24 protein-coding genes, 1 pseudogene and 2 riboswitches are annotated in these 24,814 nt (G+C 70.4%); of the genes and pseudogenes, 7 read left to right on the top strand and 18 right to left on the bottom strand.

The genetic code is table 11. The features are described 5' to 3' along the window. Nucleotides 1–57: 57 nt before the first annotated feature. Nucleotides 58–1,221: a chromate efflux transporter gene (gene chrA, locus F0415_RS03650; RefSeq protein ID WP_149859832.1), complete on the top strand. Its 1,164-nt coding sequence runs from the start codon at nucleotides 58–60 to the stop codon at nucleotides 1,219–1,221. Between the two features lie 7 nt (nucleotides 1,222–1,228). On the opposite strand, the gene F0415_RS03645 is transcribed toward chrA, so the two are convergent. Then, on the bottom strand, nucleotides 1,229–1,999 hold the full coding sequence (locus F0415_RS03645; protein WP_149859831.1) for a spermine/spermidine synthase domain-containing protein: 771 nt from the start codon (nucleotides 1,997–1,999) through the stop codon (nucleotides 1,229–1,231). Nucleotides 2,000–2,118: 119 nt separating this feature from the next. After that, complete coding sequence (locus F0415_RS03640) at nucleotides 2,119–2,736, bottom strand: glutathione S-transferase family protein (RefSeq protein WP_149859830.1); 618 nt, start codon at nucleotides 2,734–2,736, stop codon at nucleotides 2,119–2,121. Between the two features lie 87 nt (nucleotides 2,737–2,823). Here F0415_RS03640 and F0415_RS03635 point away from each other — a divergent pair, with 87 nt between their 5' ends. Next, on the top strand, nucleotides 2,824–3,801 hold the full coding sequence (locus F0415_RS03635; protein ID WP_149859829.1) for a helix-turn-helix transcriptional regulator: 978 nt from the start codon (nucleotides 2,824–2,826) through the stop codon (nucleotides 3,799–3,801). Here the strand turns inward: F0415_RS03635 and gcvP are convergent. The 7 genes from gcvP to pstS form a co-directional block, all read right to left on the bottom strand. Continuing rightward, nucleotides 3,777–6,653, bottom strand: coding sequence for an aminomethyl-transferring glycine dehydrogenase (gene gcvP / locus F0415_RS03630; protein WP_149859828.1), 2,877 nt, complete (start codon nucleotides 6,651–6,653; stop codon nucleotides 3,777–3,779). The two genes, F0415_RS03635 and gcvP, sit on opposite strands and share 25 nt — an antisense overlap. A 48-nt stretch (nucleotides 6,654–6,701) precedes the next feature. Beyond that, nucleotides 6,702–6,776, bottom strand: a riboswitch (glycine riboswitch). A 3-nt stretch (nucleotides 6,777–6,779) separates the two neighbouring features. Continuing rightward, a riboswitch (glycine riboswitch) is annotated at nucleotides 6,780–6,865 on the bottom strand. Nucleotides 6,866–6,954: 89 nt separating this feature from the next. After that, a complete protein-coding gene (locus F0415_RS03625; protein WP_149859827.1) occupies nucleotides 6,955–7,575 on the bottom strand; it encodes a YbhB/YbcL family Raf kinase inhibitor-like protein in 621 nt (206 codons plus the stop codon). Between the two features lie 153 nt (nucleotides 7,576–7,728). Then, nucleotides 7,729–8,424: a phosphate signaling complex protein PhoU gene (gene phoU, locus F0415_RS03620; RefSeq protein WP_149859826.1), complete on the bottom strand. Its 696-nt coding sequence runs from the start codon at nucleotides 8,422–8,424 to the stop codon at nucleotides 7,729–7,731. Between the two features lie 11 nt (nucleotides 8,425–8,435). After that, nucleotides 8,436–9,254 carry a phosphate ABC transporter ATP-binding protein PstB gene (gene pstB / locus F0415_RS03615; protein ID WP_149859825.1) on the bottom strand — a complete coding sequence of 273 codons (819 nt, stop codon included), beginning with the start codon at nucleotides 9,252–9,254 and terminating at the stop codon, nucleotides 8,436–8,438. Further along, the gene (gene pstA / locus F0415_RS03610; RefSeq protein ID WP_149859824.1) at nucleotides 9,247–10,110 is read right to left on the bottom strand and encodes a phosphate ABC transporter permease PstA; all 864 of its coding nucleotides are present in this window, start codon (nucleotides 10,108–10,110) and stop codon (nucleotides 9,247–9,249) included. Before pstA ends, pstB begins: the two co-directional genes overlap by 8 nt. Continuing rightward, nucleotides 10,110–11,075 carry a phosphate ABC transporter permease subunit PstC gene (gene pstC, locus F0415_RS03605; RefSeq protein WP_149859823.1) on the bottom strand — a complete coding sequence of 322 codons (966 nt, stop codon included), beginning with the start codon at nucleotides 11,073–11,075 and terminating at the stop codon, nucleotides 10,110–10,112. The genes pstA and pstC overlap by 1 nt, the downstream gene beginning before the upstream one ends. Before the next feature lie 75 nt (nucleotides 11,076–11,150). Beyond that, nucleotides 11,151–12,167 carry a phosphate ABC transporter substrate-binding protein PstS gene (gene pstS / locus F0415_RS03600; protein ID WP_246149843.1) on the bottom strand — a complete coding sequence of 339 codons (1,017 nt, stop codon included), beginning with the start codon at nucleotides 12,165–12,167 and terminating at the stop codon, nucleotides 11,151–11,153. Between the two features lie 286 nt (nucleotides 12,168–12,453). Between pstS and F0415_RS03595 the strand changes: the two genes are divergently transcribed. Then, nucleotides 12,454–13,770: an OprO/OprP family phosphate-selective porin gene (locus F0415_RS03595; RefSeq protein ID WP_188310274.1), complete on the top strand. Its 1,317-nt coding sequence runs from the start codon at nucleotides 12,454–12,456 to the stop codon at nucleotides 13,768–13,770. A gap of 17 nt (nucleotides 13,771–13,787) precedes the next feature. Here the strand turns inward: F0415_RS03595 and nth are convergent, their stop codons facing one another. From nth to F0415_RS03565, 6 genes are read right to left on the bottom strand one after another with little or no spacing between them, the layout of a single operon-like run. After that, a complete protein-coding gene (nth, locus tag F0415_RS03590) occupies nucleotides 13,788–14,462 on the bottom strand; it encodes an endonuclease III (RefSeq protein WP_149859820.1) in 675 nt (224 codons plus the stop codon). Then, nucleotides 14,459–15,100: an electron transport complex subunit RsxE gene (gene rsxE / locus F0415_RS03585; RefSeq protein ID WP_149859819.1), complete on the bottom strand. Its 642-nt coding sequence runs from the start codon at nucleotides 15,098–15,100 to the stop codon at nucleotides 14,459–14,461. Before rsxE ends, nth begins: the two co-directional genes overlap by 4 nt. Then, complete coding sequence (rsxG, locus tag F0415_RS03580; protein WP_149859818.1) at nucleotides 15,097–15,783, bottom strand: electron transport complex subunit RsxG; 687 nt, start codon at nucleotides 15,781–15,783, stop codon at nucleotides 15,097–15,099. The genes rsxE and rsxG overlap by 4 nt, the downstream gene beginning before the upstream one ends. Then, a complete protein-coding gene (locus F0415_RS03575) occupies nucleotides 15,780–16,820 on the bottom strand; it encodes an RnfABCDGE type electron transport complex subunit D (RefSeq protein WP_149859817.1) in 1,041 nt (346 codons plus the stop codon). The genes rsxG and F0415_RS03575 overlap by 4 nt, the downstream gene beginning before the upstream one ends. Continuing rightward, complete coding sequence (gene rsxC / locus F0415_RS03570) at nucleotides 16,817–18,316, bottom strand: electron transport complex subunit RsxC (protein WP_149859816.1); 1,500 nt, start codon at nucleotides 18,314–18,316, stop codon at nucleotides 16,817–16,819. The genes F0415_RS03575 and rsxC overlap by 4 nt, the downstream gene beginning before the upstream one ends. Before the next feature lie 9 nt (nucleotides 18,317–18,325). Further along, nucleotides 18,326–19,108, bottom strand: a complete 783-nt coding sequence (locus F0415_RS03565; protein WP_149859815.1) for an enoyl-CoA hydratase/isomerase family protein — start codon at nucleotides 19,106–19,108, stop codon at nucleotides 18,326–18,328. Nucleotides 19,109–19,278: 170 nt separating this feature from the next. Between F0415_RS03565 and F0415_RS03560 the strand changes: the two genes are divergently transcribed. From F0415_RS03560 to F0415_RS03550, 3 genes and pseudogenes are all read left to right on the top strand, one after another. After that, nucleotides 19,279–20,004, top strand: a complete 726-nt coding sequence (locus tag F0415_RS03560) for an FKBP-type peptidyl-prolyl cis-trans isomerase N-terminal domain-containing protein (protein WP_149859814.1) — start codon at nucleotides 19,279–19,281, stop codon at nucleotides 20,002–20,004. A gap of 47 nt (nucleotides 20,005–20,051) precedes the next feature. Further along, nucleotides 20,052–20,860: pseudogene (locus tag F0415_RS03555) on the top strand (CoA pyrophosphatase). Then, complete coding sequence (locus F0415_RS03550; protein ID WP_149859813.1) at nucleotides 20,857–21,720, top strand: sulfurtransferase; 864 nt, start codon at nucleotides 20,857–20,859, stop codon at nucleotides 21,718–21,720. The pseudogene F0415_RS03555 and the gene F0415_RS03550 overlap by 4 nt, the downstream one beginning before the upstream one ends. Here F0415_RS03550 and F0415_RS03545 read toward each other — a convergent pair. The 3 genes from F0415_RS03545 to F0415_RS03535 are packed head-to-tail and all read right to left on the bottom strand — an operon-like array spanning nucleotide 21,710 to nucleotide 24,327. After that, nucleotides 21,710–22,096, bottom strand: a complete 387-nt coding sequence (locus tag F0415_RS03545; protein ID WP_149859812.1) for a hypothetical protein — start codon at nucleotides 22,094–22,096, stop codon at nucleotides 21,710–21,712. The two genes, F0415_RS03550 and F0415_RS03545, sit on opposite strands and share 11 nt — an antisense overlap. Then, complete coding sequence (locus F0415_RS03540) at nucleotides 22,096–22,845, bottom strand: enoyl-CoA hydratase/isomerase family protein (protein WP_149859811.1); 750 nt, start codon at nucleotides 22,843–22,845, stop codon at nucleotides 22,096–22,098. The genes F0415_RS03545 and F0415_RS03540 overlap by 1 nt, the downstream gene beginning before the upstream one ends. 6 nt (nucleotides 22,846–22,851) lie before the next feature. Further along, a complete protein-coding gene (locus F0415_RS03535; RefSeq protein WP_149859810.1) occupies nucleotides 22,852–24,327 on the bottom strand; it encodes a DUF4139 domain-containing protein in 1,476 nt (491 codons plus the stop codon). Nucleotides 24,328–24,365: 38 nt separating this feature from the next. Between F0415_RS03535 and F0415_RS03530 the strand changes: the two genes are divergently transcribed. Continuing rightward, the gene (locus F0415_RS03530) at nucleotides 24,366–24,812 is read left to right on the top strand and encodes a copper chaperone PCu(A)C (protein ID WP_149859809.1); all 447 of its coding nucleotides are present in this window, start codon (nucleotides 24,366–24,368) and stop codon (nucleotides 24,810–24,812) included. Nucleotides 24,813–24,814: the final 2 nt, after the last annotated feature.

The raw sequence follows: 24,814 nt of genomic DNA, 5'->3' as shown, positions 1-24,814 counted from the left end.
CATGTGGCAGCAGTGTGACACCGGCGCCTGCGGGTCCTGCGGATACACTGCGCGGCCATGGCCACCGAGGTCTTCCTGGTTTTCCTCCGCCTGGGCCTGAGTTCGTTCGGCGGGCCGGTGGCCCACGTGGGCTATTTCCACGAGGCCTTCGTGCGGCGCCGTCGCTGGCTGCGGGAGGAGGAATTCGCGCAGTTGCTGGCGGCGGCGCAGATGCTGCCGGGGCCGGCCAGCAGCCAACTGGGCTTCGCCATCGGCCTGGTCCGGGCGGGCTGGCGGGGCGGCCTGGCGGCCTTCGCCGGTTTCACCCTGCCTTCGGCCTTGCTGATGTTCGCCCTGGCGGCGTGGGCGCCAGGCCTGATGGCGCAGCCGGCCCTGGTGCATGGCCTGAAACTGGTGGCCGTCGTCGTCGTGGGCCACGCCCTTGCCGGCATGGCCCGGAGCCTGGCGCCGGACGGGCGACGACGGTGCTTGGCGGTGCTGGCCATGGCCGGCGTGTTGCTGACCGGCAGTGCCTGGGCGCAGCTCGCGGTGATCGCGGGTGGCGCCGCGGCTGGCTGGCTGTGCTGTCGGAACGGCCCCGCGCCGCTCTTGGCGGCCCTGGAACCGCGTTACCGGGGCGGCCTGGCCTGGCCCCTGCTGTCGCTGTTCGTACTGGGCCTGGTGGCCTCGCAGTGGCCGGACGCCGGCGAGCCCAGCCCGGCCCGGCTGGCGGCGGCGTTCTACGGTGCCGGCAGCCTGGTCTTCGGTGGCGGCCATGTGGTGTTGCCGCTGCTGGAAGCCTCGGTAGTGGAGCCCGGCTGGTTGTCGCATGAGCGTTTCCTGGCCGGGTACGGCGCCGCCCAGGCAGTACCGGGGCCGATGTTCACCCTCTCGGCCTACCTCGGGGCACTGGTGCCTACCGGCGCGCCGGCCTGGGCGAACGCGGGCATCGCCCTGGCGGCGATCTTCCTGCCGGGCTTGCTGTTGATGGCGGCGGTGCTGCCCTGGTGGTCGCGCGCCGGCCGCTGCATTGGCGTGGCGGCGGCGGTGGCCGGTATCAACGCCGCCGTCGTCGGCTTGCTGGCCGCTGCCTTCGTCGACCCGGTGCTGTCGGAGGGCGTGCGCGGGTGGTCGGACGCGGCGCTGGTGCTGGCGGGCCTGGCCGTGCTGCAGGCCCGGCTGAATCCGCTCTGGGTCGTGTTCGGGATGCTGGCGGTGGGTGCGGCGATCGCGGCCGTATGAGCGCGGTTCAGCCGGCCTTGCGCGCGCTCAGGAAGGTCCAGAGATCGCGGTAGGAGGGAATCAGCACGTCCTGCTCGCAGCGGCCGGCGAAGTGCCGGTCGATGGCCACGTGTATCAGGGGCAGCACTTCCCGTCGCAACGACCGGTCGCGCGGATCGTGCAGGCCGTGGCCGCAGCACTGCATGCTCAGCAGGCCACCCGGGCGCAGGGCCTGGCCGATCCCGGCGATGATGCCGGTGATGAAAGCCGAGCGGCTCTGGCCTTCGCGCAGGGGGTCCATGGTCAGGTCGTAGATCACCGCGTCCAGATCATGGGCCTGGGCGATCCAGTCGAAGGCATCGCCGGTGATCACGCGCACGTTTGGACTGTCGAAGGCGTCGCCGCAGACCGCCGGCAGGTGTTCCCGGCTCAGCCGAATCACCTGGGCGTCCATCTCGATCAGGTACAGCTCGCGCGGCAGTTTCCCCAGCGGCTCGAGGCTGCGCAGCAGTTCCTGCAGCACGCCGCCATCGCCGCCGCCGAGGATGGCCACGCGCTCCAGCCGCTCCATGCCCAGCAACGGGCTGGTCATGGCCACGCCATAGGCGGTGTCGGACTCGGAGATCTGCAGGTCCCCGTCGAGGTAGAGCTGCCCGCCGAAGGCGGGATGGCGGACGATGCGGATGTGTTGCAGGCCGGAATGCAGCTCGGCCAGCACCGGAAGGGCGGACGTTCCCCGTCGGGCAACCGTATCGGAACAACGCGGAAGACCGGCGTGATCGCCGTGGATGGCATGCATCTTGGCTCCTCGAGACCAGCGAGCGGACACCCATCCTCGGCAATATGCGCCGCGGGTGCAAGTTCGGCCGACACGAATTCCCGGCATTTTCCCCCGGGAAACCGGCCGAATCCGCCGGTTCAGGCCCAGGTGCGGGCCAGGACCGGCCGCTGCGCGAACCGGCCCAGCCAGTCGGCCACGCGCGGATGGCGCTGCACCGAAGCGCCGCAGTAGGTGCCGTGGGTCAGCACGCTGCCGACGATCAGGTCCAGCAGGGAGTAGCGTTCGCCCAGCAGCCAGGCCTGCGCGGCCAGCCTGGCCTCCAGGGGATCCAGCGCCCGCGCCAGCCGGCGCCGGATCTCTTCCGCCAGCGGTGCATGGTGCAGGCGCGCGTCCACGTTCGGGCTCTGGGCGAAATTCAGGGCATTGACCAGCATGCCGTAGCTGACGTAGGCCCAGGTGCTCCAGGACAGAGCTTCGAGCCGCGCCGGCGTGCCCGCTGCCGGCCACAGGCCGCGCTGCACGCCGTAGTGCTCGCCCAGCCATTGCAGGATGGCGGCCGATTCGAACAGTGGCGTGCCGTCCACCACCAGGGTGGGTACCACGCCGTGCGGATTGATGGCCAGGTAGTCCGGCCGCTTCTGCTCGCCGGCCTTGAGGTCGAGGATGACGATCTCGCAATCCACCTCCAGCTCGGTCAGGGCGTGAACCACCGGCGTGGCGCTGGACATGGGCGAGGCGTAGAGGGTCAGGTTCATGCAGGGCTCCGGGGCGGTGGGACCGGAGCGCAGGCTAGCGACAACCGAGGACGGATTTGGTCCTCCATTTGCGGCATCATGCCGGGCATGGCGGCTTCCTCCCGATTGCTGCGTCTGCTTTCCCTGTTGCAATCGCGCCGGCACTGGCCCGGCGGCGAGCTGGCCGAGCGGCTGGAGGTCACGCCGCGCACGGTGCGACGCGACGTGGACCGTCTGCGCCAGCTGGGGTATCCGGTGCGGTCCGACGGCGGTCCGGGCGGCGGCTACGAGTTGGCGGCCGGCAGCGCCTTGCCACCGCTGTTGCTGGACGAGGACGAGTTCCTGGCGGTCGCGGTCGGCCTGCGCCAGGCGGCGGCCGGGCCGGTCGGCGGTTCCGGCGAGGCGACGTTGCGGGCGCTGGCCAAGCTCGAGCAGGTGATCCCGGCCCGGCTTCGCAGCCGATTGCGCGGCCTGCACGATGCCTTGCAGCCGGTCGCCCCGGTAGGCCCGCAAGTACCGCACGATCGCCTGATGGCGCTGGCCACCGCCTGCCGCGACCTGCACAGGCTGTCTTTCGACTACCGCGACCGGAGCGGTCGGCAGCAGCGGCGTGAGGTCGAGCCGCATGCCGTGGTCTGCACGGAAGCGCGCTGGTATCTGCTGGCCTGGGATCTCGGTCGCCGCGACTGGCGCACATTCCGGGTCGACCGCATCGTCAGCGGGCCGGAACCGGGACCCCGCTTCCTGCCGCGGCGCATTCCGGGCGGCAAGGCGGCCGACTACGTGGCGCGCTCGGTGGCGGTGGAGATGTACCGGCTGAAGGCGCGGGTGCTGTTGCACGCGTCGAGGACGGAGCTGGCTGACCTGGTGCCGGCCTTCGCCGGACGCCTGCAGGAGTGGGGCGGCGGCCGTTGCCTGCTGGAGACCGGCGCCAACCGGCCGGAGTATCTCGCCGCGCACCTGGCGGTGCTGGGCGTGGACTTCGAGGTGCTCGAACCGCCGGAGTTGGCGACTGCCGTCCGCGACATGGCCGCGCGGCTGCGCCGCGCGGCCCGCCGTTCTCAGGCCTCGACCGGCTCCTTGTAGGCGTCCACCGGGATGCAGGCGCAGAACACGTTCTTGTCGCCGTAGACGTTGTCCACCCGCGCCACCGGCGGCCAGTATTTCTGCTGCCGCAGGCTGGGCAGCGGGAACGCGGCCAGTTCGCGCGGGTAGGCGTGGGTCCACTCGCTGGCGCTGACGCCGGCGGCGGTATGCGGCGCATTCTTCAGCGGGTTGTCCTCGCGGTCCAGCTTGCCTTCCTCGATGGCGCGGATTTCGTTGCGGATCTGGATCATGGCGTCTATGAAGCGGTCCAGCTCATGCAGCGACTCCGACTCGGTCGGCTCGACCATAAGCGTGCCGGCCACCGGGAAGCTCAGGGTCGGGGCATGGAAGCCGAAATCGATCAGGCGCTTGGCCACGTCCTCGGCGGATACGCCGGTGGCGTCCTTGATCGGCCGCAGGTCCAGGATGCACTCGTGAGCCACCAGGCCGTTGCGGCCGCTGTACAGGGTCGGGTAATGCGCTTGCAGCCGGCGTGCCAGGTAATTGGCGCTGAGCATCGCCACCTGGGTGGCGCGGCGCAGGCCGGTGGCGCCCATCAGGGCGATGTACATCCAGCTGATCGGCAGGATGCTGGCGCTGCCGAAGGCGGCGGCGCTGACCATGCCGACGCCCCGCCCCCCCTGTTCCGGCGACTGCGGACCGGTACGGGGCAGGAACGGCGCCAGGTGCGCCTTGACCGCGACCGGCCCGACCCCCGGGCCGCCGCCGCCGTGCGGGATGCAGAAGGTCTTGTGTAGGTTCAGGTGCGAGACGTCCGAACCCCACTTGCCCGGTTTGGCCAGGCCGACCAGGGCGTTGAGATTGGCGCCGTCGGTGTAAACCTGGCCGCCGTGCGCGTGGACGATCTCGCAGATCTCCACCACGTCCTCCTCGAACACGCCGTGGGTGGACGGGTAGGTCATCATGATCGCCGCCAGCCGGTCGCTGTACTTCTCGGCGTTGCGGCGGATGTCCTCGACGTCCACGTTGCCGTTGCCATCGCACCGGGTCACCACCACGGTCATGCCGCACATCTGCGCCGAGGCCGGGTTGGTGCCGTGCGCCGATTCCGGGATCAGGCAAACGTCGCGTTGCGGCTGGCCATTGGCGCGGTGGTAGGCGCGGATGGCCAGCAAGCCGGCGTATTCGCCCTGGGCGCCGGAGTTGGGCTGGAAACTGACCGCATCGTAGCCGGTGATGTCCACCAGCATGGCCTCGAGTTCGGCCACCAACTGCCGATAACCCTCGGTCTGGTCGGCCGGCGCCAGTGGATGGATCAGGGCGAACTCCGGCCAGGTCACCGGGATCATCTCGGCGGTGGCGTTGAGTTTCATGGTGCACGAACCCAGCGGGATCATCGTGCGGTCCAGGGCCAGGTCCTTGTCGGCCAGCGAGCGCATGTAGCGCAGCAGTTCGTGCTCGCTGTGGTGGGTGTTGAACACCGGATGCTGCAGGTAGGGCGAGCGGCGCAACAGCCCCGCCGGGAGGGCGTCCGGGGTGGCCGCGTCGAGCGCGTCCAGGTCCTCGATGCGGGCGCCGAACAGGTCGGCCAGGGCCATCACGTCCTCGCGGGTGGTGGTTTCGTCCAGGGCAATGCCCAGGCTGCGGCCGTCGAGCCGGCGCAGGTTGATGCCGGCGGCGCGCGCGCGCGCGTGCACGGCCTCGGCGTCGACGCCGGTCACGTGCAGGGTGTCGAAGAAGTCGCCGCCGACCTCGACGCCCGTCCGGCGCAGGGCCGCCGCCAGGAGGGCGGCGAGGCGGTGGGTGCGGCGGGCGATCCGCCTCAGGCCTTCGGGGCCATGGTAGACCGCGTACATCGAAGCCATCACTGCCAGCAGCACCTGGGCCGTGCAGATGTTGGACGTAGCCTTCTCGCGGCGGATGTGCTGTTCGCGGGTCTGCAGGGTCAGACGGTAGGCGGGCCGGCCCTCGGCATCCACCGAGACACCGATCAGGCGGCCCGGCATCTGCCGCTTGAAGGCGTCGCGGCAGGCCATGAAGGCGGCATGCGGGCCGCCGAAGCCGAACGGAACGCCGAAGCGCTGGCTGTTGCCGATCACGATGTCGGCGCCCCATTCGCCGGGGGGCGCCAGCAGGGTCAGGGCCAGCAGGTCGGTGGCCACGGCGACCAGGCCGCCGCGGGCATGCACGGCCCCGGCCAAGGCGCGATAGTCGTTGGCCTTGCCGAAGGTATCGGGGTACTGCAGCAGCACTGCGAAAGCATCCAGCCCGGCCAGCTCGGCGTCGGCCGCCGGCCTGACCTCGATCCCAAGCGGTTCGGCACGGGTGCGCAGCACTTCCAGTGTCTGCGGATGCACGCCGGCGGAGACGGCGAACAGGTTGGACTTCGACTTGCCGGCGCGCCTGGCCAGGGTCATGGCCTCGGCGGCGGCAGTGGCCTCGTCCAGCAGGGAGGCGTTGGCGATCTCCATGCCGGTCAGGTCGGCGCACATCTGCTGGAAATTGATCAGCGCCTCCATGCGGCCCTGGGAGATCTCCGCCTGGTAGGGCGTGTAGGCGGTGTACCAGGCCGGGTTCTCGAGGATGTTGCGCAGGATGACCTTTGGCGTGTGGGTGCCGTAGTAGCCCTGGCCGATGAAGCTGCGGAACACCCGGTTCTTCGCCGCGATGGCGCGGATGCGGGCCAGCGCCTCCTCTTCGCTCAGGGGACCCGGCAGGGCCAGTCCGCCGGTCGGCTTGATGCTGGCCGGGACGATGGCATCGGTGAAGGCGTCGAGGCTGTCGAAGCCCAGGACGCCCAGCATGTGGGCGATTTCGGTCTCGTTCGGGCCGATGTGGCGTTCGATGAAGGCGTCGTGGTGCTCGAGCTGGCGCAGGCTTTCGCGGGTCATGGCGGGTCCGGGCAGGGCGGGGCGCGTGCGTGCCGCACGTGGGCGCCCCTCTGTCCTTTTGCCTGAGAGTTTTGGGCCTGGACCCATGCCCCTTCGGCGCCGGCGGTGCCGGTCTCTCCAGAGTTTTCTCGGCCGGCGGTACGTGGGCCTGAGCGATTACGGGCGTTGCGCCTTCGGCAGCGGGCCTGGCCCGCTTCTCCCGCCGGGGAGTACAGCAGGCGGGATTATACCCGCCGGGGCCGGGCACGGCCGAGATCGAAGTCCCGGTCCGGGGCGGCCCCGGACCGGCGCGGAAACGGGCCTAGACGGCCTTGTGCAGGCCGGGATGCAGGGAATAGGTGCCGTGGATGGCGGCCTCCGCCAGGACATGCCCCTGCATGGCCCGGCGCACGTCGGCGGCGGTGAAGCGCTCGGGCAGGTTCAGGCGCTCGACGTCCAGGGCGTACAGCCGGAAGAAATAGCGGTGCAGGCGCAGGTCGTTGCCGGGCGGGTAGGGGCCGTCGTAGCCCGGCCAGTCGCCGGACATGTCCGGATCGCCGCTGAACCAGCCTACGTAGTCGTTGCTGCCCTGGCGGGCGCCGGCAGGGCCGGGCGGATCGGCCTTGCCGCGGAGGGTGACGCCATCGCTGCAGGCACCCTCGGCGATCTCGCCGACGCTGGCCGGGATATCGGCCATCACCCAGTGGATGAACTCGGTTCGCGGCTGCTCGGCCGGGATCTCCACGCCCGGCTTGCCGACCATCCCGGCCACGGTCGGCACATCTTCGTCCACGCAGATCAGGGCGAAGGAGCGGGTACCGGCCGGGACCTCCGACCAGGCCAGATGCGGGTTGCGGTTGCCGCCAAAGCCCTCGGGCGTTCCCATGGCGCAACGGCGCGGAATCGGATCGCCGTCGCGGAAGCTGTCGCTGCGGATCTTCATGCCGGCCTCCTGGTGATTGCTGGAACCAGGACGGAAGGATAGAGGATCGTCTGCCCGCGGGGCGAGCCGCACTGGCGGCCTGGCGCGGGTGCCACGCGGGCCGCTCAGGCGCACGCCGCCCGACGCGCGCCCGCGCCGGGCCGCCTGCCGGGTTCAGGCCTGCTCGGAAGTGCGGTCGCGCTTCTCGCGCTCGGTCGCCGGCGGCTCGCCGTGCACCAGGAACCAGGTGTTCTCGGCGATGTTGGTGGCATGGTCGCCGATCCGCTCGATGTTCTTGGCGATGAACAACAGGTGGGTGCAGGCGGTGATCTGGCGCGGATCCTCGGCCATGTAGGTCAGCAGCTCGCGGAACAGGCCGGTGTATTCGGCGTCCAGCTCGGCGTCGCGGCCGCGCACGGCCATGGCCCGGTCGGCGTCGCGCAGGCGGTAGGCTTCCAGCGCCTCCGAGACCAGGCTGCCGGCCAGCCTGGCCAGCGCCGGCAGGCCGCGCCCTGCCGGCACCACCGGCATCTGGTTCAGCACCATGCTGCGCTTGGCCACGTTGGCGGCGTAATCGCCGATCCGCTCGATGTCCGAGGAGATGCGCAAGGCGGCGTAAACCTCGCGCAGGTCGCGTGCCATGGGCTGGCGCAGCGCCAGCAATTGCAGCACGTCGTGGCCGACCTCGTGCTCCAGGGCGTCGATGGCGTCGTCGTTGGCGACCACCCGCTGCGCGGCCTGGCTGTCGCGGCGCTGCAACACGTCCATGGCCGCCTCCAGCTGGGCCACGGCGATCTCGCCCATGCGCTGGATCTCGCCGTCGAGGCGCTGCAGTTCGGTGTCGAAACTCTTGACGATGTGCTCGGTCATGGCGGGGAACCTCAGCCGAAGCGGCCGGTGATGTAGTCCTCGGTCTGCTGTTTCGAGGGCTTGGTGAAGATGGTGGCGGTGGGGCCGTGCTCGACCAGCTCGCCCAGGTACATGAAGGCGGTGAAATCGGAGCAGCGGGCCGCCTGCTGCATGTTGTGGGTGACGATCAGGATGGTGAACTGCTGCTTGAGCTCGGCGATCAGCTGTTCGATCTTGCCGGTGGCGATCGGGTCCAGGGCAGAAGTAGGCTCGTCGAACAGGATCACCTCCGGGCGCAGGGCCACGGCACGGGCGATGCACAGGCGCTGCTGCTGGCCGCCGGAGAGGCCAAGCGCGCTCTGCCTGAGCTTGTCCTTGACCTCGTCCCATAGCGCCGCCTGGCGCAGCGCCTCCTCGACCCGCTCGTCCATGCGCTGGCGCGACAGCTTCTCGTAGTGGCCGATGCCGTAGGCGATGTTGTCGTAGATGGACATCGGGAACGGCACCGGCTTCTGGAACACCATGCCGATCTTGCTGCGTAGCTTGTTGAGCGGGTACTTCGGGTCGAGCACGTTCTCGCCGTCCAGCAGCACCTCGCCGCTGGCACGCTGGCCCGGGTAGATCGAATAGATCCGGTTGAAGATGCGCAGCAGGGTGGACTTGCCGCAGCCCGAAGGGCCGATCAGGGCGGTCACCCGCTTCTCCGGCACCTCCAGATTGATGTCCCTGAGCGCGGCGAAGTCGCCATAGTGAAAGGCCAGGTTGCGCGCCGCCAGCTTCACCCGGCTGGGCACTGCGGCCTGGCTGGCCTGGGGTACGGACGTGGCGATGGAGATGGAGACGTCAGTCATGGTTCATCTTCTTGCGCAGCAGGAGGAAGCGGGCGCCCAGGCTGACGATCAGCACGAACACCGTGATCAGGAAAGCGCCGGCCCAGGCCAGCTGGTTCCAGTATTCGAAGGGGCTCATCGCGAACTGGAAGATGGTCACCGGCAGGTTGGGCATGGCGCCGGACATGTCGGTATTCCAGTACTGGTTGTTGAAGGCGGTGAACAGCAGCGGCGCGGTCTCGCCGGCGATGCGGGCCAGGGCAAGCAGGACGCCGGTGATGATGCCCGGCAGCGCCGCCCGGTACAGCACCTGGGTGGTGACCTTCCACTGCGGTATGCCCAGGGATAGCGCCGCTTCACGCATCTGGCTGGGCACCAGCTTCAGCATTTCGTCGGTGGTGCGCACCACTACCGGCAGCACGATGAAAGCCATGGCCACGGCGCCGGCATAACCGGAGAAGCTGCCGGACGGCCGCACGATCACCGCGTAGACGAACAGGCCCAGCACGATGGACGGCGCCGACAGCAGGATGTCGTTGACGAACCGGATCGCGTTGCCCAGTTTGCTGTCACGGGCGAATTCGGCCAGGAAGGTGCCAGCGGCGATGCCGACCGGAGCGCCAAGCAGGATGGCCAGGCCGCTAAGCATGACGCTGCCGACGATGGCGTTCTTCAGGCCGCCGGTGTCGGTTCCTGGCGGCGGCGTCATTTCGGTGAACAGCTGCAGGCTCATCGCGTCCACGCCCTTGCTGATCGTCGTCCACAGTATCCAGATCAGCCAGAACAACCCGAACACCGCTGCCGCAGCGGACAGCAGCAGGGAGACGGCGTTGACCAGGCGCCGGCGCAGATACAGGCGTTCGGAAACGCTGTTCATCAGTTGCCCTCCCGCTTCCTGAGCTGCATCAGCATCAATTTGGCGATGGCCAGCACGATGAAGGTGACGATGAACAGCACGAAGCCAAGGGCCAGCAGGGCCGACTGGTACATCGGCGTCGTGGCCTCGGCGAATTCGTTGGCGATGCTGGCGGCGATGGAGTTGCCGGGCATCAGCAAGGAGGCATTGATGTGGTGGGAGTTGCCCAGCACGAAGGTGACCGCCATGGTCTCGCCCAGGGCCCGGCCCATGCCCAGGAAGATGCCGCCGATCACCGCCGAGCGGGTGTAGGGCAGGACGATGTCCCAAACCACCTCCGTGGTGGTGCTGCCCAGAGCGTAAGCGGATTCCTTCAGCCGGTTGGGTACGGTCATGAACACGTCGCGCATGACCGAGGAGATGAATGGAATGATCATGATCGCCAGCACGATGCCGGCGGTCAGCATGCCGATGCCCAGGGGCGGGCCGGAGAACAGCGGGCCTATGATCGGCCAGCTGCCGAGGTTTTCGTCAATGCGCGGGTAGACGTGCTCCGCCAGGAACGGCGCCAGCACGAACAGGCCCCACATGCCGTAGATGATGGAGGGAATGCCGGCCAGCAGCTCGATGGCCGATCCGAGCGGCTGCCGGATCCAGGTCGGCGCCACCTCGGTCAGGAACAGGGCGATGCCGAAGCTGACCGGCACGGCGATGATCATCGCGATCAGGGTCGAGACGACGGTGCCGTAGATCGGCACCAGGGCGCCGTATTGCTCGCGCACCGGGTCCCAGTCCTGCGACCACAGGAAGCCCAGGCCGAACTGTTCGAAGGCCTCGCGCCCGCCCCAGTACATGGAGAAGGCGGCGGCGGCCAGGGCGATCAACACGAACCAGCCGGCGATCGTGACGATGTTGCGGAACAGCCAGTCGGCAAAGGCGTCGAAGCGATGCGAGCGTTCGGCGGGGGCGGCGATTTCCGTGGACATGGCGGGTTCCGGCTGGCTCCTTCAAAGCGAAGTCCGCGCGCCATACTGGCGCGCGGACCCGCCTTGTTCAACGCATTACTTGAAGTTGGCGGCCCAGTAGGCCTTGATCTGGGCCACCAGCTCGTCCGGCAGCGGCACGTAGCCGAGGTCGGCGGCGGCCTGGTCGCCATTCTCGTAGACCCAGTTGAAGAACTCGCGGGCCTGGCGGTTGCCCTCGGCGTTCTTCGGCTTCTTGGACATCAGGATGAAGTTGGTGGCGGCGATCGGCCAGGACTCGGCGCCCGGGGCATTGGTCAGCACCAGGTAGAAGTCCTTGCTGTCGGTCCAGCGGGCGCTGGCGGCCGCGGCCTGGATCGAGGCGTTGCTGGCCTGGACGAACTGGCCGTCGGCATTGCGCAACTGGGCGTAGGGCACCTTGTTGGTGAGGGCATAGGACAGCTCGATGTAGCCGATCGCGCCCTTGATCTGCTTGACGTAGGCGGTCACGCCCTCGTTGCCCTTGCCGCCGACGCCGGTCGGCCAACGTACCGAGGTGCCTTCGCCGACCTTCTCCTTCCATTCCGGCGAGACCTTGGACAGGTAGTTGACGAAGTTGAAGGTGGTGCCGGAACCGTCCGAACGGTGCACGACGGTGATGCGCATTGCCGGCAGGGCCAGGCCCGGGTTGAGGGCGGCGATGGCCGGATCATTCCAGGTGGTGATCTTGCCCAGGTAGATGTCGGCCAGGGTCGGGCCGTCCAGGCGCAGCTGGTTGGCGGCGATGCCCGGCACGTTGAAGGCCGGCACGATGCCGCCCATCACCGACGGGAACTGCACCAGGCTGCTCTGAGCCAGGTCCTCCGGCTTCAGCGGCGCGTCGGACGAACCGAAATCCACGGTGTTGGCCTTGATCTGGGCGATGCCGCCGCCCGAGCCGATCGACTGGTAGTTGATGCGGTGGCCGGTGGCGGCGTTGTAGTCGGCCGACCAGCGGGACATGGCCGGGAACACGAAGGACGCGCCGGCGCCGGTGATCTCGGCCGCCTGGGCGGTGGTGGTGAGGCCGGCGGCCAGGGCGACGGTGGCCAGGCTGCGCTTGAGGGACTTGAGCACGGGAACACTCCTCGGGTGGATGGATGCGACCCCGGGGGAGGACCCCCGGCGCCGGGCCATTACAGGCCGACCCGGTGACAAGCTTGTTTCCCGAACATGACACCCGTGTGACAGGGGTCATCGGGCGTTCCGGCCGGCTGTCACGCGGTTGTCACGTAACGCTCAAGCTTCCGTCATGCAAACGGGGCAGCCTTGTGGCCGCCCGAACCACCCGCGGCGAGCCCGGGGAGGGGCCGGACCCCGGTCCTGCTGTCTCGCCGCATTCATACCAACAGGAGTCCATGACATGCGTTTGACCCCGCTGGCCGCCGCCCTGGCGGCCCTGCTCGCCGGCCTCGGCCCGGACATCGCGGCCGCACAGGACGGCAATGCCCGGGCGACCGACGCCGAGATCGCCGAGCTCAAAGCCCAGGTCGCCGCGCTGATGAACCGCATCGACGAACTGGAAGCCCGCGACGAGGCCCAGTCTGCCATCAATATCGACAACGCCGAGGCCTTGAAGGCCGTGCAGGCCAACAATCCCAAGGTCGAGACCAAGGGCGGCCTGAAGGTGACCTCGCCCGACGGCCAGTTCTCGATGCAGGTCGGTGGACGTCTGCATTTCGACGGTTACGCCTTCGACGACGACCTGAACTCGCACACCGGCACTACCGAGTTCCGCCGTGCCCGCCTGACCCTGTCCGGCTCCGCTCTGGGCTGGGAATACAAGATGGAGCAGGACTTCGCCGCCGGCACCAACCTCGACGGCCTGCGCGACCTGTACATCGCCAGGGGCCTCGGTCCGGGCAAGCTGTTCATCGGTCACTTCAAGCCCTACCGGTCGATGGAGGAGCTGACCAGCTCCAATGAGATCCTGATGATGGAGCGCCCGTTCGCCTCCGCCACCGGGCTGTTCAGCGGCCGCCAGTTCCAGCAGGGCGTGGGCTACCTGTACTCGGGCAGCAACCGCAGCGCCGGCCTGTCGGTGTTCAACCTGCGCGGCGCCACCGGCCCGCGCAACGAGGGCATGGGTTTCGCCGGCCGCGCCACCTGGGCGCCGATCATGAGCGGCACCGAAGTCCTGCACCTGGGCGCCTGGTACAGCCACGAGAATGCCAACGAGGGCTCGGCCGACCTGAGGGCGTCGGCCAGCTACGCCGGCCGCCGCGGCCCCAGCCTGACCATCGCCACCACCACCGGCGCCTCGGCCAACCAGGTGGATGCCTACGGCCTGGAACTGGCCGGCATGGCCGGTCCTTTCTTCGCCCAGGCCGAGTACGCCAACGCCACCTTCGGCCAGCCGCTGGGCCCGGACCAGGACGTCGAAGCCTGGTACGTGCAGGGCAGCCTGATGCTCAACGGCGGCCGCAAGGTCTACAAGGGCGGCAACGGCGTGTTCGGTTCGCCCAAGGTCGCCGGCACCGGTCTGTGGGAACTGACCGCACGCTACGACTACATCGAGAACAAGGACCTGGCCGACGTCGCCGCCAATGCTTGGATCCTCGGCATGAACTACTACGTCAACCCGAACCTGCGGGTGATGTTCAACTACACCCAGGGCGAGAACGAACTGACCGGCGACGAGCCGGCCCAGTACGCGATCCGCACGCAGTTCAGCTTCTGATCCGCCCCGGATCCCCATCACCCCCGGGTCTTACGGCCCGGGGGTTTTCTTTGCCGCGTGCGCCCGACCTTGGCGCGGTAGGCGCAAAGATCGCGGATGACGCAGTTGGGGCAATCGGGCTTGCGCGCCTTGCAGACGTAACGGCCGTGCAGGATCAGCCAGTGATGCGCGTCCTGCAGATACTCCGGCGGCACCACCTTCATCAGCTTGTCCTCGACCGCGCGCACGGTCTTGCCCGGCGCCAGCCCGGTGCGGTTGGCGACCCGGAAGATGTGCGTGTCCACCGCGATGGTCGGCTCGCCGAAGGCCGTGTTGAGTACCACATTGGCCGTCTTGCGGCCGACCCCGGGCAGGGCTTCCAGGGCGGCGCGGTCGCGTGGTACCTCACCGTGGTGTTTCTCCAGCAGGATGCGGCAGGTGGCGATGATGTTGGCGGCCTTGGCATTGAACAGGCCGATGCTGGAGATGTATTCCTTCAGCCCGTCCTCGCCCAACGCCAGCATGGTCTCGGGCGTGTTGGCCACCGGAAACAGCCGGCGCGTGGCCTTGTTGACGCCGACGTCGGTGGCCTGGGCCGACAGGATCACCGCCACCAGCAGCTCGAAGGGGGTGGAATACTCCAGTTCGGTGGTGGGTTTGGGGTTGAGTTCGGCCAGGCGCGCGAACAGCTCGCGCCGCTGCGCCGGCTTCATGCCGCCACCCCGTGGCGCAGGCGCCAGGCCTGGCGCAGGGCGATCAGCACGGCCAGGGCGAGGAAGGCGCCCATGGGCAGCACCGCCACCAGGAAGCCGGGATAGTCGCCGCCGCGTACCTCCAGCCAGGGCAGGTGCAGCAGGTCGCCGGCGCCGGCGAAGAGGCTGCCTTCGCCCAGCAGTTCGCGCATGGCGCCGATCAGCAACAGCACACCCAGGAAGCCCAGGCCGATGGCGAATCCGTCCAGGGCCGCCCGGAACGGGTCGTGCCGGGATGCGAAGGCCTCGGCCCGGCCCATCAGCGCGCAGTTGGTGACGATCAGCGGGATGAACAGGCCAAGCACCGCGTACAGTCCCGGCAGCCAGGCGCGAAAGGTCAATTCGATGGCAGTGACGACGGCGGCGATCACCATCACGAAGGTCGGGATGCGCACTTCCCGCCCGGTCCAGTGCCGCAACAGCGAGATCACGGTGTTGGTGGCAGTCACCGCCAGTAGGGTGGCCAGGCCGAGGCCGAGGGCGTTGACGGCGTTGTTGCTGACCGCCAGCAGCGGGCAGAGGCCCAGCAGCTGCACCAGGCCGGCGTTGCCGCTGGCCAGGCCGTATTCGAGGATGCTGCGGGGGCTGGGGGCATTCATCGTGTATCGCGCTCGGTGCCGGTGCCCGGTTCGGGGGCGTCGTCGAAGCGCAGTGTAGCGCCGGATTCCGCCGCCATTAGCGCCGGCCCGTGCCTGCGGACGAACTGCAGTGTGCGGCGCACTGCGTTCACCACGGCGCGCGGGGTCACGGTAGCGCCGGCGAACTGATCGAAGTCGCCACCGTCGCGGCGCACAGCCCAGCGATCGGCCGGCGGGTCGCCAAGCGAACGGCCGGCGAAACGGGCGATCCAGTTGCTGCGGCGCGGCTCGACGCCATCCCCCAGGCCGGGGGTTTCGCGGTGCTCGGTCACCCGCACGCCCAGCACCCTTCCTTCGGCATCGACGCCAACCAGCAGGCGGATGTCGCCGGCGTACCCGTCCGGCGCGTTCGCCTCCAGCACCAGGCCATTGGCCCGCCCGGCCAGGCGGGCACGGTGGACGCTGGCGGCGTCGAGGCCCAGCCAGGCGGGCGCCCGTACCTGCACGCGGTCGGCCAGCAGGTCGTTGTCGTACCGGTCGGCCGGCATCACCAGGGCCAGGGCCTGCAGGGCGGCTTGCCGCTCCGCCTCGGCGATCGGCCCGCGGGCCAGGTGGTGCACGCCTGCCAGCAGCGCCACCGCCAGCACGGCGATGCCGCCCAGACGCAGCGCCGAGAGCGCGGCCTGGCGGGCGCCGCCGCTCATCGCCGGCCCTCGCCCAGGATGCGCGGCCGGGTGTGCAGGTCCAGCCACGGCGCGGCGCAGTTCATCAGCAGCACGGCGAAGGCCACTCCGTCGGGGTAGCCACCCCAGCGCCGGATGGCGAGCGTCAGCACCGCCACGCCGGCGCCGAACAGCAGGCGGCCGCGGGGCGTCGTGCAGCCGCTGACCGGGTCGGTGGCGATGAAAAACGCCGCCAGCATCAGGCCGCCGGAGAACACATGCTGTAGCGGAAAGGGATGCAAATCCGGATCCAGGGCCCAGAAGGGAAGGCTCAGCAGCACCGTCGTGCCCAGGGTAGCGGCTGGTACCTGCCAGGGAATGACCCGCTTCCAGAGCAGGAACAGGCCGCCGATGGCGTAGAAATTGGCGATCCATTCCCAGCCGCGGCCGCCGAAATCGCCGAACAGCGATTGCCCGCGGATCTCCGACAAGGTGGCCCCCTGTCGGGCCAGGTTGCGCACGGTGTCCAGCGGCGTGGCCTGGGCCAGCCCGTCCCAATGCCAGGGCGGCGGCAGTTCGCCGGTGAACACCGCGCGCAGGCTGTCACCGAGGCCGGGCGGCACCGCGCCTTCCAGTCCGCGCGGCGGCAGCCACTGGGTGAACTCGCGTGGAAAACACAGGATCGCCACCGCCAGGCCGACCATGGCCGGGTTGAACAGGTTGTGCCCCAGACCGCCGTACAGGTGCTTGGCCAGCAGGATCGCCGCCGCCATGCCGATGGCGGCGATCCACCACGGCGCCAGCGGCGGCAGGCACAAGGCGAACAGTACTGCGGTCAGCGGCGCGCTCAGGTCGCTGAGGAAGGGTCGCAGCGGCTTCCCGCGCAAGCGCAGCGCCAAGGCCTCGAAGGCAAGCGCGAAGGCGGTCGCCAGGACGATCTGCAAGGCGATGCCCGGGCCGAAGAACCAGCCGTGCGCCAGCGCGCCCGGCAGCAGCGCCAGCAGGACCAGACCCATGACGGTACGGACGTCGCGGCGCGGCGCCATGTGCGGCGCCGGAGCGGTGTCGAAGCGCCTCATGGCGGATCGTCCCCGGTTCTCTCGGCCTTGCGGACACGCGCCCGTTCGATCGCTGCCGCCACCGCATCGGCGCTGGTGGCGGCCTTGCGTGCGGCCAGGCGACGCTCCCGTTCGGCCGCCTCGCGGGCCAGCCGCCGTCCGCGCGCCTCGTATCGTTCGCGGGCGGCCTGCGCCGCCACCGCCTCGTCGGCATGTCGGCGCAGTTCCGCCTTGCCGTGGCGGAAATGCGCGGTCAGGGGGATGTGGCTGGGGCAGACCAGATCGCAGCAGCCGCACTCGATGCAATCGGGCAGGCCCTGCTCCTCGGCGGCGGCGAACTGCTGCGCCCGCACCTGCCGCAACAGCATCTGCGGCAGCAGCCGCGAGGGGCAGACCTCGGCACAGTCGCCACAGCGGATGCAGGGCATCTCCGGCGCCGCGTCCGGCAGCTGTGCGGTCGACAGCACCAACACGCAGTTGTGGGTCTTGCCGAGCGGGACATCGTCGTGGGGCAGGGCAATGCCCATCATCGGTCCGCCCAGCAGCAGCCGGGCGGCGTCCGCCGTGTAGCCGCCGGCCTGGGCCACCAGCTGGGCCACGGTCATGCCCAGCGGCACGACGTAGTTGCCGGGGCGCACCACCCCGGCACCGGTGACGGTGACGATGCGCTCGACCAGCGGCTCGCCCTGCGCGACCGCCCGCCAGGCAGCCCGGGCGGTGCCGACGTTGAGCACGATCACGCCGAGGTCGCGCGGCAGGCCGCCGCGTGGCACTTCCAGTCCGGTCAGGGCCTGGATCAGCTGGCGCTCGCCGCCCTCCGGATAGATCGTCGGCACCACGACCAGTTCGACCTGCGCCTCTCCGTGCCGGGCGATGGCCTCGCGGCAGGCGGCGAGTGCCGCCGGCATGCTGTCCTCGATCGCCAGCCGGATGCGTCCGGCGCCGACGGCCCGGGCCAGCATGCGGCCGCCCAGCACCACTTCGTCGGCATGCGCCCGCAGCAAGGCGTCGTCGCAGGCGATCCAGGGTTCGCATTCGGCACCGTTGAGAATCAGCAGGTCGCGCCCGGCCGCCAGCTTGTCAGCGGTGGGGAATCCGGCGCCGCCGAGACCGGCCAGTCCGGCTTCCCGGACGCGGGCGCGCAACTCCTCCGGTTTGGCCCGCGACCAGTCCAGCGCCGGCAGCCGCACGGTGTCGTGTGGTGGCTCGGGGCGGATCACCACGTGCATCGCCCGCATGCCCGGCCACTGCGGCGCCTCTTCCTCGGCCAGCGCCAGCACCCGGCCGGCGCAGGGCGAATGCACATCCACCCCGGGCGCCTGCCCGGCGATGCCGATCCGCTGGCCGCGCAGGACGTGCTGGCCCTCGGCCACGCAGGGTTCGGCCGGGTAGCCGGCGTGCTGCAGCAGGGACACCCGCAACTGCGCCGGCATCGCCGCGCGATGCAGTCCACCGGCCGTGGATTCGGCCTTGTGGCCATCCAGCCTGAGGCCGCCGTGGAAGCGGTGCGGGCGCATGCGCGGCGCTCAGCGCCCCGTGAACTGCGGCTTGCGCCGTTCCAGGAAGGCGCGGGTGCCTTCCTTCATGTCCTCGGTGGAGAAGGCCAGGGCAAAAGCCTGGGTTTCATAGTCCAGGCCGGTTGCCAGGCCGGCTTCGCCACCGATCGTCACGGCGTCGAGTATGCCGCGCAGCGCCTGGGGCGCGGCCTGGGCCAGCGCCGAGGCCAGCGCATCCACTTCGGCATCCAGTCGCTCCGCCGGCACGGCCCGGGTCAGCAGACCCAGCTGGACGGCGCGGGCGGCGTCCACCGGATTGCCGGTCAGGCACAGTTCCAGGGCGGCGCCGCGGCCGCACAGGCGCAGCAGGCGCTGGGTGCCGCCAAAGCCGGGGATCAGGCCCAGGTTCACTTCCGGTTGGCCCAGCTTGGCGCTGTCGGCGGCGATGCGCAGATGGCAGGCCATGGCCAGTTCCAGGCCGCCGCCCAGGGCGAAGCCGTTGATCCGGGCGATCACCGGTTTGCCCAGGGTTTCGATGCGCTGCATGAGCGTCTGTCCCAGGCGCGAGAATTCGCGAGCCTGCACCGGGCTCAGGCCGTTCATCTCGGCGATGTCGGCGCCGGCGACGAAAGCCTTGGCGCCGGCGCCGGTCAACACCACCGCCCGCACCCCTTCGTCGGCGCCGGCGGCGTGGAAGGCCAGATGCAGTTCCGACAGCGTGGCGCGGTTCAGGGCGTTCAGTTTGTCGGGGCGGTTGACGGTGATGCGCCGGACGGCGTCGCGGTCCTCGACGAGGAGGTGGGTGAAAGCCATGGATCTCTCCGGGATGCGGATGGTCGGGATGATGGGAACTTCGGCCACCGTTCCGGGTCCGAGCCTGGCGCTCCGGCCGGTGTCAGTGGCGGTTAAGCCCTGCCGGGGCTATCCTAGCGCGGCCTTTCGGGGCCCGTGCGCCCCGTGTATCCACCACAGGAGAGTTCCTGATGAAGTTGCGTGTGTTGGCTGCCACCCTGGCGGCCCTCGGTCTGGTTGCCGCTCCGGTCCTTGCGCAGAACGCCCCGGCGCCCGCCCAGCAGCAGCCGGCGCCGCCGCCGGTGAACAAGCCGGTCCTGAGTTATGCGATCGGCTACGACCTCGGTCGCGACCTGGCCGAGCAGAACGTCGACGTGGACATCAACGCCGTCATCCGCGCGGTGCAGGACGGTTTCGCCAAGAAGGATCCGGCCTATCCCAAGGCGCAGATGGACGCGCAGCTGGCCGGCCTGCAGCAACGCATGATCGCCGAGGCGCGCGCCGAGATCGAGCGCGTGGCCCGCGAGAACAAGGCCAAGTCCGACGCCTTCCTGGCCTCGACCCGTTCCAAGCCGAACGTGGTGGCCCTGCCCAGCGGCGTGCTGTACCGGGTGATCGACCCCGGTTCCGGCGCCAAGCCGACCAACGACAGCACCGTGCAGATCCACTACCGCGGCTCCGTCTCCACCGGCCAGGAGTTCGCCAACACCTATGCCCAGCAGAATCCGGCGCCGGTGTCGTTCAAGGTGTCGGAGTTCCCGATCGCCGGCGTGCGTGAGGCGCTGCTGATGATGCCGCAGGGCGCCCGCTGGGAGGTGTTCCTGCCGCCGGAGAAGGCCTTCGGCAACGATCCGCGTTCGCCGGTCGGTCCGGGCCAGGCGCTGGTGTTCGACATCACCCTGGTCAGCGTCAGGTAAGTCGCCGCCGCCGCGCCGCACCCGGCGCGGCGGCCCGTTTTCGCCCGATGTCGTTCCCTCCCGCATTCCGGGCCGTGCTCAGCCCCTGCATCGGGGTGTGCTCGCTGGGCGCGGACGGAATCTGCGACGGCTGCCACCGCACGGTGGCCGAGATCGCCCGATGGTCGCAGATGAGCGATGACGAGCGCCTGCACCTGATGGAAACGGTGCTGCCGGCCCGCGAGGCCCTGCGGGCGTGAGCGGCCTCGCCGACCCCTTGGCACGCCTGCCGGCCGCGCTGCACCCGCTGACCGAGCCGCCCGCGACCGAGCCCTGGAATCTCAGGGATCTTGACGGCCTGCTGCCCGCCGGCGCCGGCCTGCGGCCGGCGGCCGTGCTGGTGCCGCTGATCGAGCGGCCTGCCGGGCCGCAGGTGTTGCTGACCCGGCGCACCGAGGCGCTGCGTCTGCATGCCGGCCAGGTTTCCTTCCCGGGCGGCCGCATCGAGCCCGGTGATCGCGACCCGGTGTCGGCGGCGCTGCGCGAGGCCGAGGAGGAGGTCGGCCTGGGGCCGGGGCTGTCCCGACCCCAGGGCTATCTGGACTCCTTCGCCACGATCACGGGCTTTCACGTCTATCCGGTCGTGGCGCGCGTCGCCGGCGATTTCCGGGTCCGGCCGGATCCGGGCGAGGTGGCCGAAGCCTTCGAAGTGCCCCTGGACTTCCTGCTCGATCCCGGCAACCTGCACACCGTGGAGATGGAGGTCCGCGGCATGCGGCGGCGCGTGCTCGAGTTCCGTCATGGTGGCCATCGCATCTGGGGCGCCACCGCGGCCATGCTGCTGAACCTGCGGCAGCGCCTGGAGGCGGCGTCATGAGTCCGCTGCTGTCGGCGCAGGCCCTGCGCGAACGCCTGGGCCGCCCCGGCCTGGTGGTGGTGGATTGCCGGCACGTCCTGGCCGATGCGGACGCCGGCGAGCGTGCCTGGCGGCAGGCCCGCATCCCCGGCGCGGTACATGCGCACCTGGACCGGGACCTGTGCGACCTGTCGCGGCCAGCCTCGGAGGGGCGGCACCCCTTGCCGCGTGTCGGCGATTTCCTGGCCTTGCTCGAGCGGCTGGGCATCAGCCCCGCTTCCGACGTGGTGGCTTATGACGATGCCGGCGGCGCCATGGCGGCGGCCCGGTTCTGGTGGCTGTTGCGCCTGCTCGGGCATGCCAGGGTGTCGGTGCTGGACGGCGGTCTGGCGGCCTGGCGCGCCATCGGCGGGCCGCTGGAGCGGGACGAACCCCGACCGCCGGCGCGCGGCCGCTACCTGGCCGGGTTCGACCACGGGCAGGTCGCCGGCACCGAGGAGGTGCTGGCCGGTCTGGGCCAGGCGCCCGGCTGGCTGCTCGACATGCGCGCGCCCGAGCGCTACCGGGGCGAGCAGGAGCCGCTGGACCCGGTGGCGGGCCATATTCCCGGCGCCGTGAACCGGCCCTTCGCCCTGAACCTCGAGGCCGACGGCCGGTTCAAGCCGGCCGAGGTGCTGCGCCACGAATACGAGGCGCTGCTGCGCGGGCGTCCGCCGGACCAGGTGTTGCTGTATTGCGGCTCCGGCGTCACCGCCTGCCATGGCCTGCTGGCAATGGAACATGCCGGCCTGGCCGGCGCGCGCATCTACGCGCCGTCCTGGAGCGGCTGGGTGAGCGACCGCGCCCGCCCGGTGGAAACGGGCGAGCCGGCTAGATCCTGAGCCCCTCGCCGCCTTCCGCGTCGGCCGGCGCGATCTCCAGCCGGGTCAGTTCGACGCCGTCCACGGTCATCCGCCAGCGACCGTCTTCGTCCCGGTGCGGCGGCTCGTTCACTTCGAAGCGCGCGCTCAGGGCGCCGATGCCGATACGGAATCCGCTCCGGCTGAAGGAATGCACCGGGCCTTCGATCGAGGTGCGCTGGCGGCCCCGGACGCGCTCGTAATGGCCATGGCCCGAGGCCGAAATCACCACCAGCATGCCTTCGCCGCGCCAGTGGCCGACGTAGTCCCGGAAGTCCTGCGGCACCGGCCGCTCGCAGCCGGCGAGCAGGCTGGCCAGCGCCAGCAGCCAGACACCGCGCAGCATCGCCGCCCGCATCACTTGCCCAGCCTGGCGACCAGTGCCTTGAGCGCCGCCTGGCAATCCGGCCGGTACCAGCCGTCCACGAAACCGCCGAGCTCGGATTCGCTGAAGCCTGCGAGTGCCGCCACCAGGTCGGCGCGGGCCAGGCGCCGCGTCGCCAGCATCGGTTCGGCGGGCAGTTTCAGCAGTTCTTCGAGCCAGGCGCGGGCGCGCACGGTGACGTGTTCGGCATCGGTGAGCTCGTCCACCAGGCCGAGCGCCTGCGCCTGTTCGGCATCCACCAGGGCGCCGGCCACCAGCAGGCGTTCCGCCCGGTAGGGCCCGATCAGCCGACGCATCAGGTGCTGGATCGCGTCCGGCGCCACCAGCCCGACCTGCACTTCGTTCAGGCCGATCCGGAACGGCCCGCGCGCCATCACCCGGTAGTCGCAGCACAGCGCGAGCACGCAGCCGCCGGCCGGGCTGTGACCGCCGATGGCGGCGACCACCGGCACCGGCGATTCGGCGATGGCACGGGCAGTCTGGAAAAATCCCCACCAGGCCGCCGTCAGCGCAGCGCGATCCAGCTTCATCAGGTGTGGCACGTCCATGCCGCCGGAGAACACGTTCGGACCGCCGGCGACGACGACGCCGCGGGCGCCCTCGCCGGGCGCGGCCCGGACGGCGGTGCGCAGCGCCGCCAGCAGCTCCGGGTCGAGGGCGTTGACCGGCGGACGGGCCAGCCGGATTTCGAGGATGTCGTCATGGCGGTGCAGTTCGATCATGGTGGTTCAGCGGGTGGGTACGTCCGGGGCCCAACGATACCGCACCGTGTACTCGAGCTGCGCTTCGCCGCCGGCCGGCACCTTCAGGTCGAAGCTGGCCGACTGGGCATCGCGCGCCGCCGCCGGCACGCTGCTGGATACCAGCTCCCATTCGCTCCATCGCGGCATCGGCTCGTGGATGCGCACGGTGGCGGCGCCGGCCTTGGCGTTGCGCACTGTGTAGCGCACGGTCTCGGTCATCTGCCGGCCGGCGCGGTCGAGCTGGAAGCCGGCGCGTGTGCGCTCGGCATCGAGGTCGAAGGCGGTGCCCAGGGACAGGCGCACCTCCGCGCCGGCGGCGGTGTGGCCGATCATGGCCTCGCCCAGCAGGTCGCCGTTCTCGCTGACGCGGACACGACCCGCCGGCAGCGGCACGCCCAGGCCCTGTCCGCGGTTGCGGAAGGCGAGATTCGCCGTTACCGGCCGTTCGCCGCCATCGCCGTTGAAGTTGCGGTCCAGTATGGGCTGCGGCGGCGACCAGTCGTTGCCCGGCGTGCCGATGTCGTAGCGACGCTCGCAGACGATGCCCTCGGCGGCGTCGAGCAGGGGCAGGCGCTGGATGCTGCCATCGGCCAGGGTGCTCAGGCCGGGGATGCGGTAGGCGTGCGATTCGCCGGCGACGCGGGCATCCGGGGCGGCGTCGTAGGTGGCCTTGGCCCGGGTTCCGGAAACGACGACCGCCGCCATCTCCGCCACCACGGGCGCCGAGGCCCGGTTGGGTTCGCCGGCCACCAGGGTGAGCGCGACCTCCCGGAAATCGGTGCCGGAGCGGTTCACCACCATGGCCCCGCCTTCCAGGCGCATGCGGCAGGCCTGGCCCTGACCGGCCAGTTCCGCCTGGTATTCGGCGCGCCAGCCCAGGCCTCCGGTGTCGTAGGCCAGGTCGAAGGCCTGGTGGCCGGCGCGGGTGGCGTCCAGGGTCCAGACCAGGGTGGGTTCGTTGACCACGCCCTCGGGCAGGGCGGGCAGCTCGAAACTGGCGTATTCCGACAGCACCCGCACGCGGCCGTCCGGCAGGCGCAGGCTCAGGCCGTTGCCGGCCGCCAGCAGCACGCCGGTATGGGTTTGCCGGCTGCCGCCGATGTCCTGCTCCACCGTCACCTGGCGGCCGATCGCCCGGCGCAGCAGCTCTTCCTGGCCGGCGATGGCGAAATCGAAGCGCTGGCCGGCGACACGCGCCTGCCCGCGCGGGCGCAGCAGGACGGAGCCGGCGTCCAGGGCCGCCGGCAAGCCGCCCAGACGCTGCTCGGAGCGCCCGGCCGGCAGTTCGAACCTCAGTTCGGCTTCGTAGCGGGCCAGGCCGATACGGCCCGGGGGGCCGCCGGACTGGGCCACGGCTTCGTAATCGCCGCTGTAGACAGTCAGGCGGGGGGATTCGGCGGCGGCGGCCAGGGGCAGGCCGAGCGCGAGGGAAGTGGCGAAGGCAAGCAGGTACGGACGCATGCAAGGCTCCAGGGTGGCTGCGGGGCTACTATAGGCCCATGAACGCACGAGACCTTTGCCTGGGGTTTGCCCTCATCGCCCTTTCTTCAGTCGCCGTTGCCGAGCCCGGCTGCCGTCCGCTCGTCGAGAGGCCCTGGGTGCGCGCGGCGCCTCCCGGCGCCGCCGCCCTGGCCGGCTATCTGGTGCTGCGCAATCCTTGCGATGCCGTGGTCGAGGTGGTGGACGTCGAAAGTCTGGACTTCGGCGCGCCGATGATCCATCGCACCGAGGAGATCGACGGCATCAGCCGGATGCGCGAAGCCGGCAGGCTGGTGCTGGCGCCCGGCGAGTCGCTGGCGTTCGAACCCGGCGGCCTGCACCTGATGCTGATGAAGCCGCTGCGGCCCCTGTCCGAGGGCGACGTCGTCCGGATCCGTCTGGTGCTGGCCGACGGCCGGCGCCTTTACGCGGAGTACCCGGTCCGGCGCGAGGCGCCCGTGCCCTGAGC

This window comes from Arenimonas fontis, from assembly GCF_008386465.1.
Classification (GTDB): Bacteria; Pseudomonadota; Gammaproteobacteria; order Xanthomonadales; family Xanthomonadaceae; genus Arenimonas; species Arenimonas fontis.
This window is presented reverse-complemented; position numbering and strand designations above follow the sequence as displayed.

Coding starts and splice junctions, on each gene's coding strand:
- chrA (WP_149859832.1), top strand. CDS start 58: ATGGCCACCGAGGTCTTCCTGGTTTTCCTCCGCCTGGGCCTGAGTTCG.
- F0415_RS03645 (WP_149859831.1), bottom strand. CDS start 1,999: ATGCATGCCATCCACGGCGATCACGCCGGTCTTCCGCGTTGTTCCGAT.
- F0415_RS03640 (WP_149859830.1), bottom strand. CDS start 2,736: ATGAACCTGACCCTCTACGCCTCGCCCATGTCCAGCGCCACGCCGGTG.
- F0415_RS03635 (WP_149859829.1), top strand. CDS start 2,824: ATGGCGGCTTCCTCCCGATTGCTGCGTCTGCTTTCCCTGTTGCAATCG.
- gcvP (WP_149859828.1), bottom strand. CDS start 6,653: ATGACCCGCGAAAGCCTGCGCCAGCTCGAGCACCACGACGCCTTCATC.
- F0415_RS03625 (WP_149859827.1), bottom strand. CDS start 7,575: ATGAAGATCCGCAGCGACAGCTTCCGCGACGGCGATCCGATTCCGCGC.
- phoU (WP_149859826.1), bottom strand. CDS start 8,424: ATGACCGAGCACATCGTCAAGAGTTTCGACACCGAACTGCAGCGCCTC.
- pstB (WP_149859825.1), bottom strand. CDS start 9,254: ATGACTGACGTCTCCATCTCCATCGCCACGTCCGTACCCCAGGCCAGC.
- pstA (WP_149859824.1), bottom strand. CDS start 10,110: ATGAACAGCGTTTCCGAACGCCTGTATCTGCGCCGGCGCCTGGTCAAC.
- pstC (WP_149859823.1), bottom strand. CDS start 11,075: ATGTCCACGGAAATCGCCGCCCCCGCCGAACGCTCGCATCGCTTCGAC.
- F0415_RS03595 (WP_188310274.1), top strand. CDS start 12,454: ATGCGTTTGACCCCGCTGGCCGCCGCCCTGGCGGCCCTGCTCGCCGGC.
- nth (WP_149859820.1), bottom strand. CDS start 14,462: ATGAAGCCGGCGCAGCGGCGCGAGCTGTTCGCGCGCCTGGCCGAACTC.
- rsxE (WP_149859819.1), bottom strand. CDS start 15,100: ATGAATGCCCCCAGCCCCCGCAGCATCCTCGAATACGGCCTGGCCAGC.
- rsxG (WP_149859818.1), bottom strand. CDS start 15,783: ATGAGCGGCGGCGCCCGCCAGGCCGCGCTCTCGGCGCTGCGTCTGGGC.
- F0415_RS03575 (WP_149859817.1), bottom strand. CDS start 16,820: ATGAGGCGCTTCGACACCGCTCCGGCGCCGCACATGGCGCCGCGCCGC.
- rsxC (WP_149859816.1), bottom strand. CDS start 18,316: ATGCGCCCGCACCGCTTCCACGGCGGCCTCAGGCTGGATGGCCACAAG.
- F0415_RS03565 (WP_149859815.1), bottom strand. CDS start 19,108: ATGGCTTTCACCCACCTCCTCGTCGAGGACCGCGACGCCGTCCGGCGC.
- F0415_RS03560 (WP_149859814.1), top strand. CDS start 19,279: ATGAAGTTGCGTGTGTTGGCTGCCACCCTGGCGGCCCTCGGTCTGGTT.
- F0415_RS03550 (WP_149859813.1), top strand. CDS start 20,857: ATGAGTCCGCTGCTGTCGGCGCAGGCCCTGCGCGAACGCCTGGGCCGC.
- F0415_RS03545 (WP_149859812.1), bottom strand. CDS start 22,096: ATGCGGGCGGCGATGCTGCGCGGTGTCTGGCTGCTGGCGCTGGCCAGC.
- F0415_RS03540 (WP_149859811.1), bottom strand. CDS start 22,845: ATGATCGAACTGCACCGCCATGACGACATCCTCGAAATCCGGCTGGCC.
- F0415_RS03535 (WP_149859810.1), bottom strand. CDS start 24,327: ATGCGTCCGTACCTGCTTGCCTTCGCCACTTCCCTCGCGCTCGGCCTG.
- F0415_RS03530 (WP_149859809.1), top strand. CDS start 24,366: ATGAACGCACGAGACCTTTGCCTGGGGTTTGCCCTCATCGCCCTTTCT.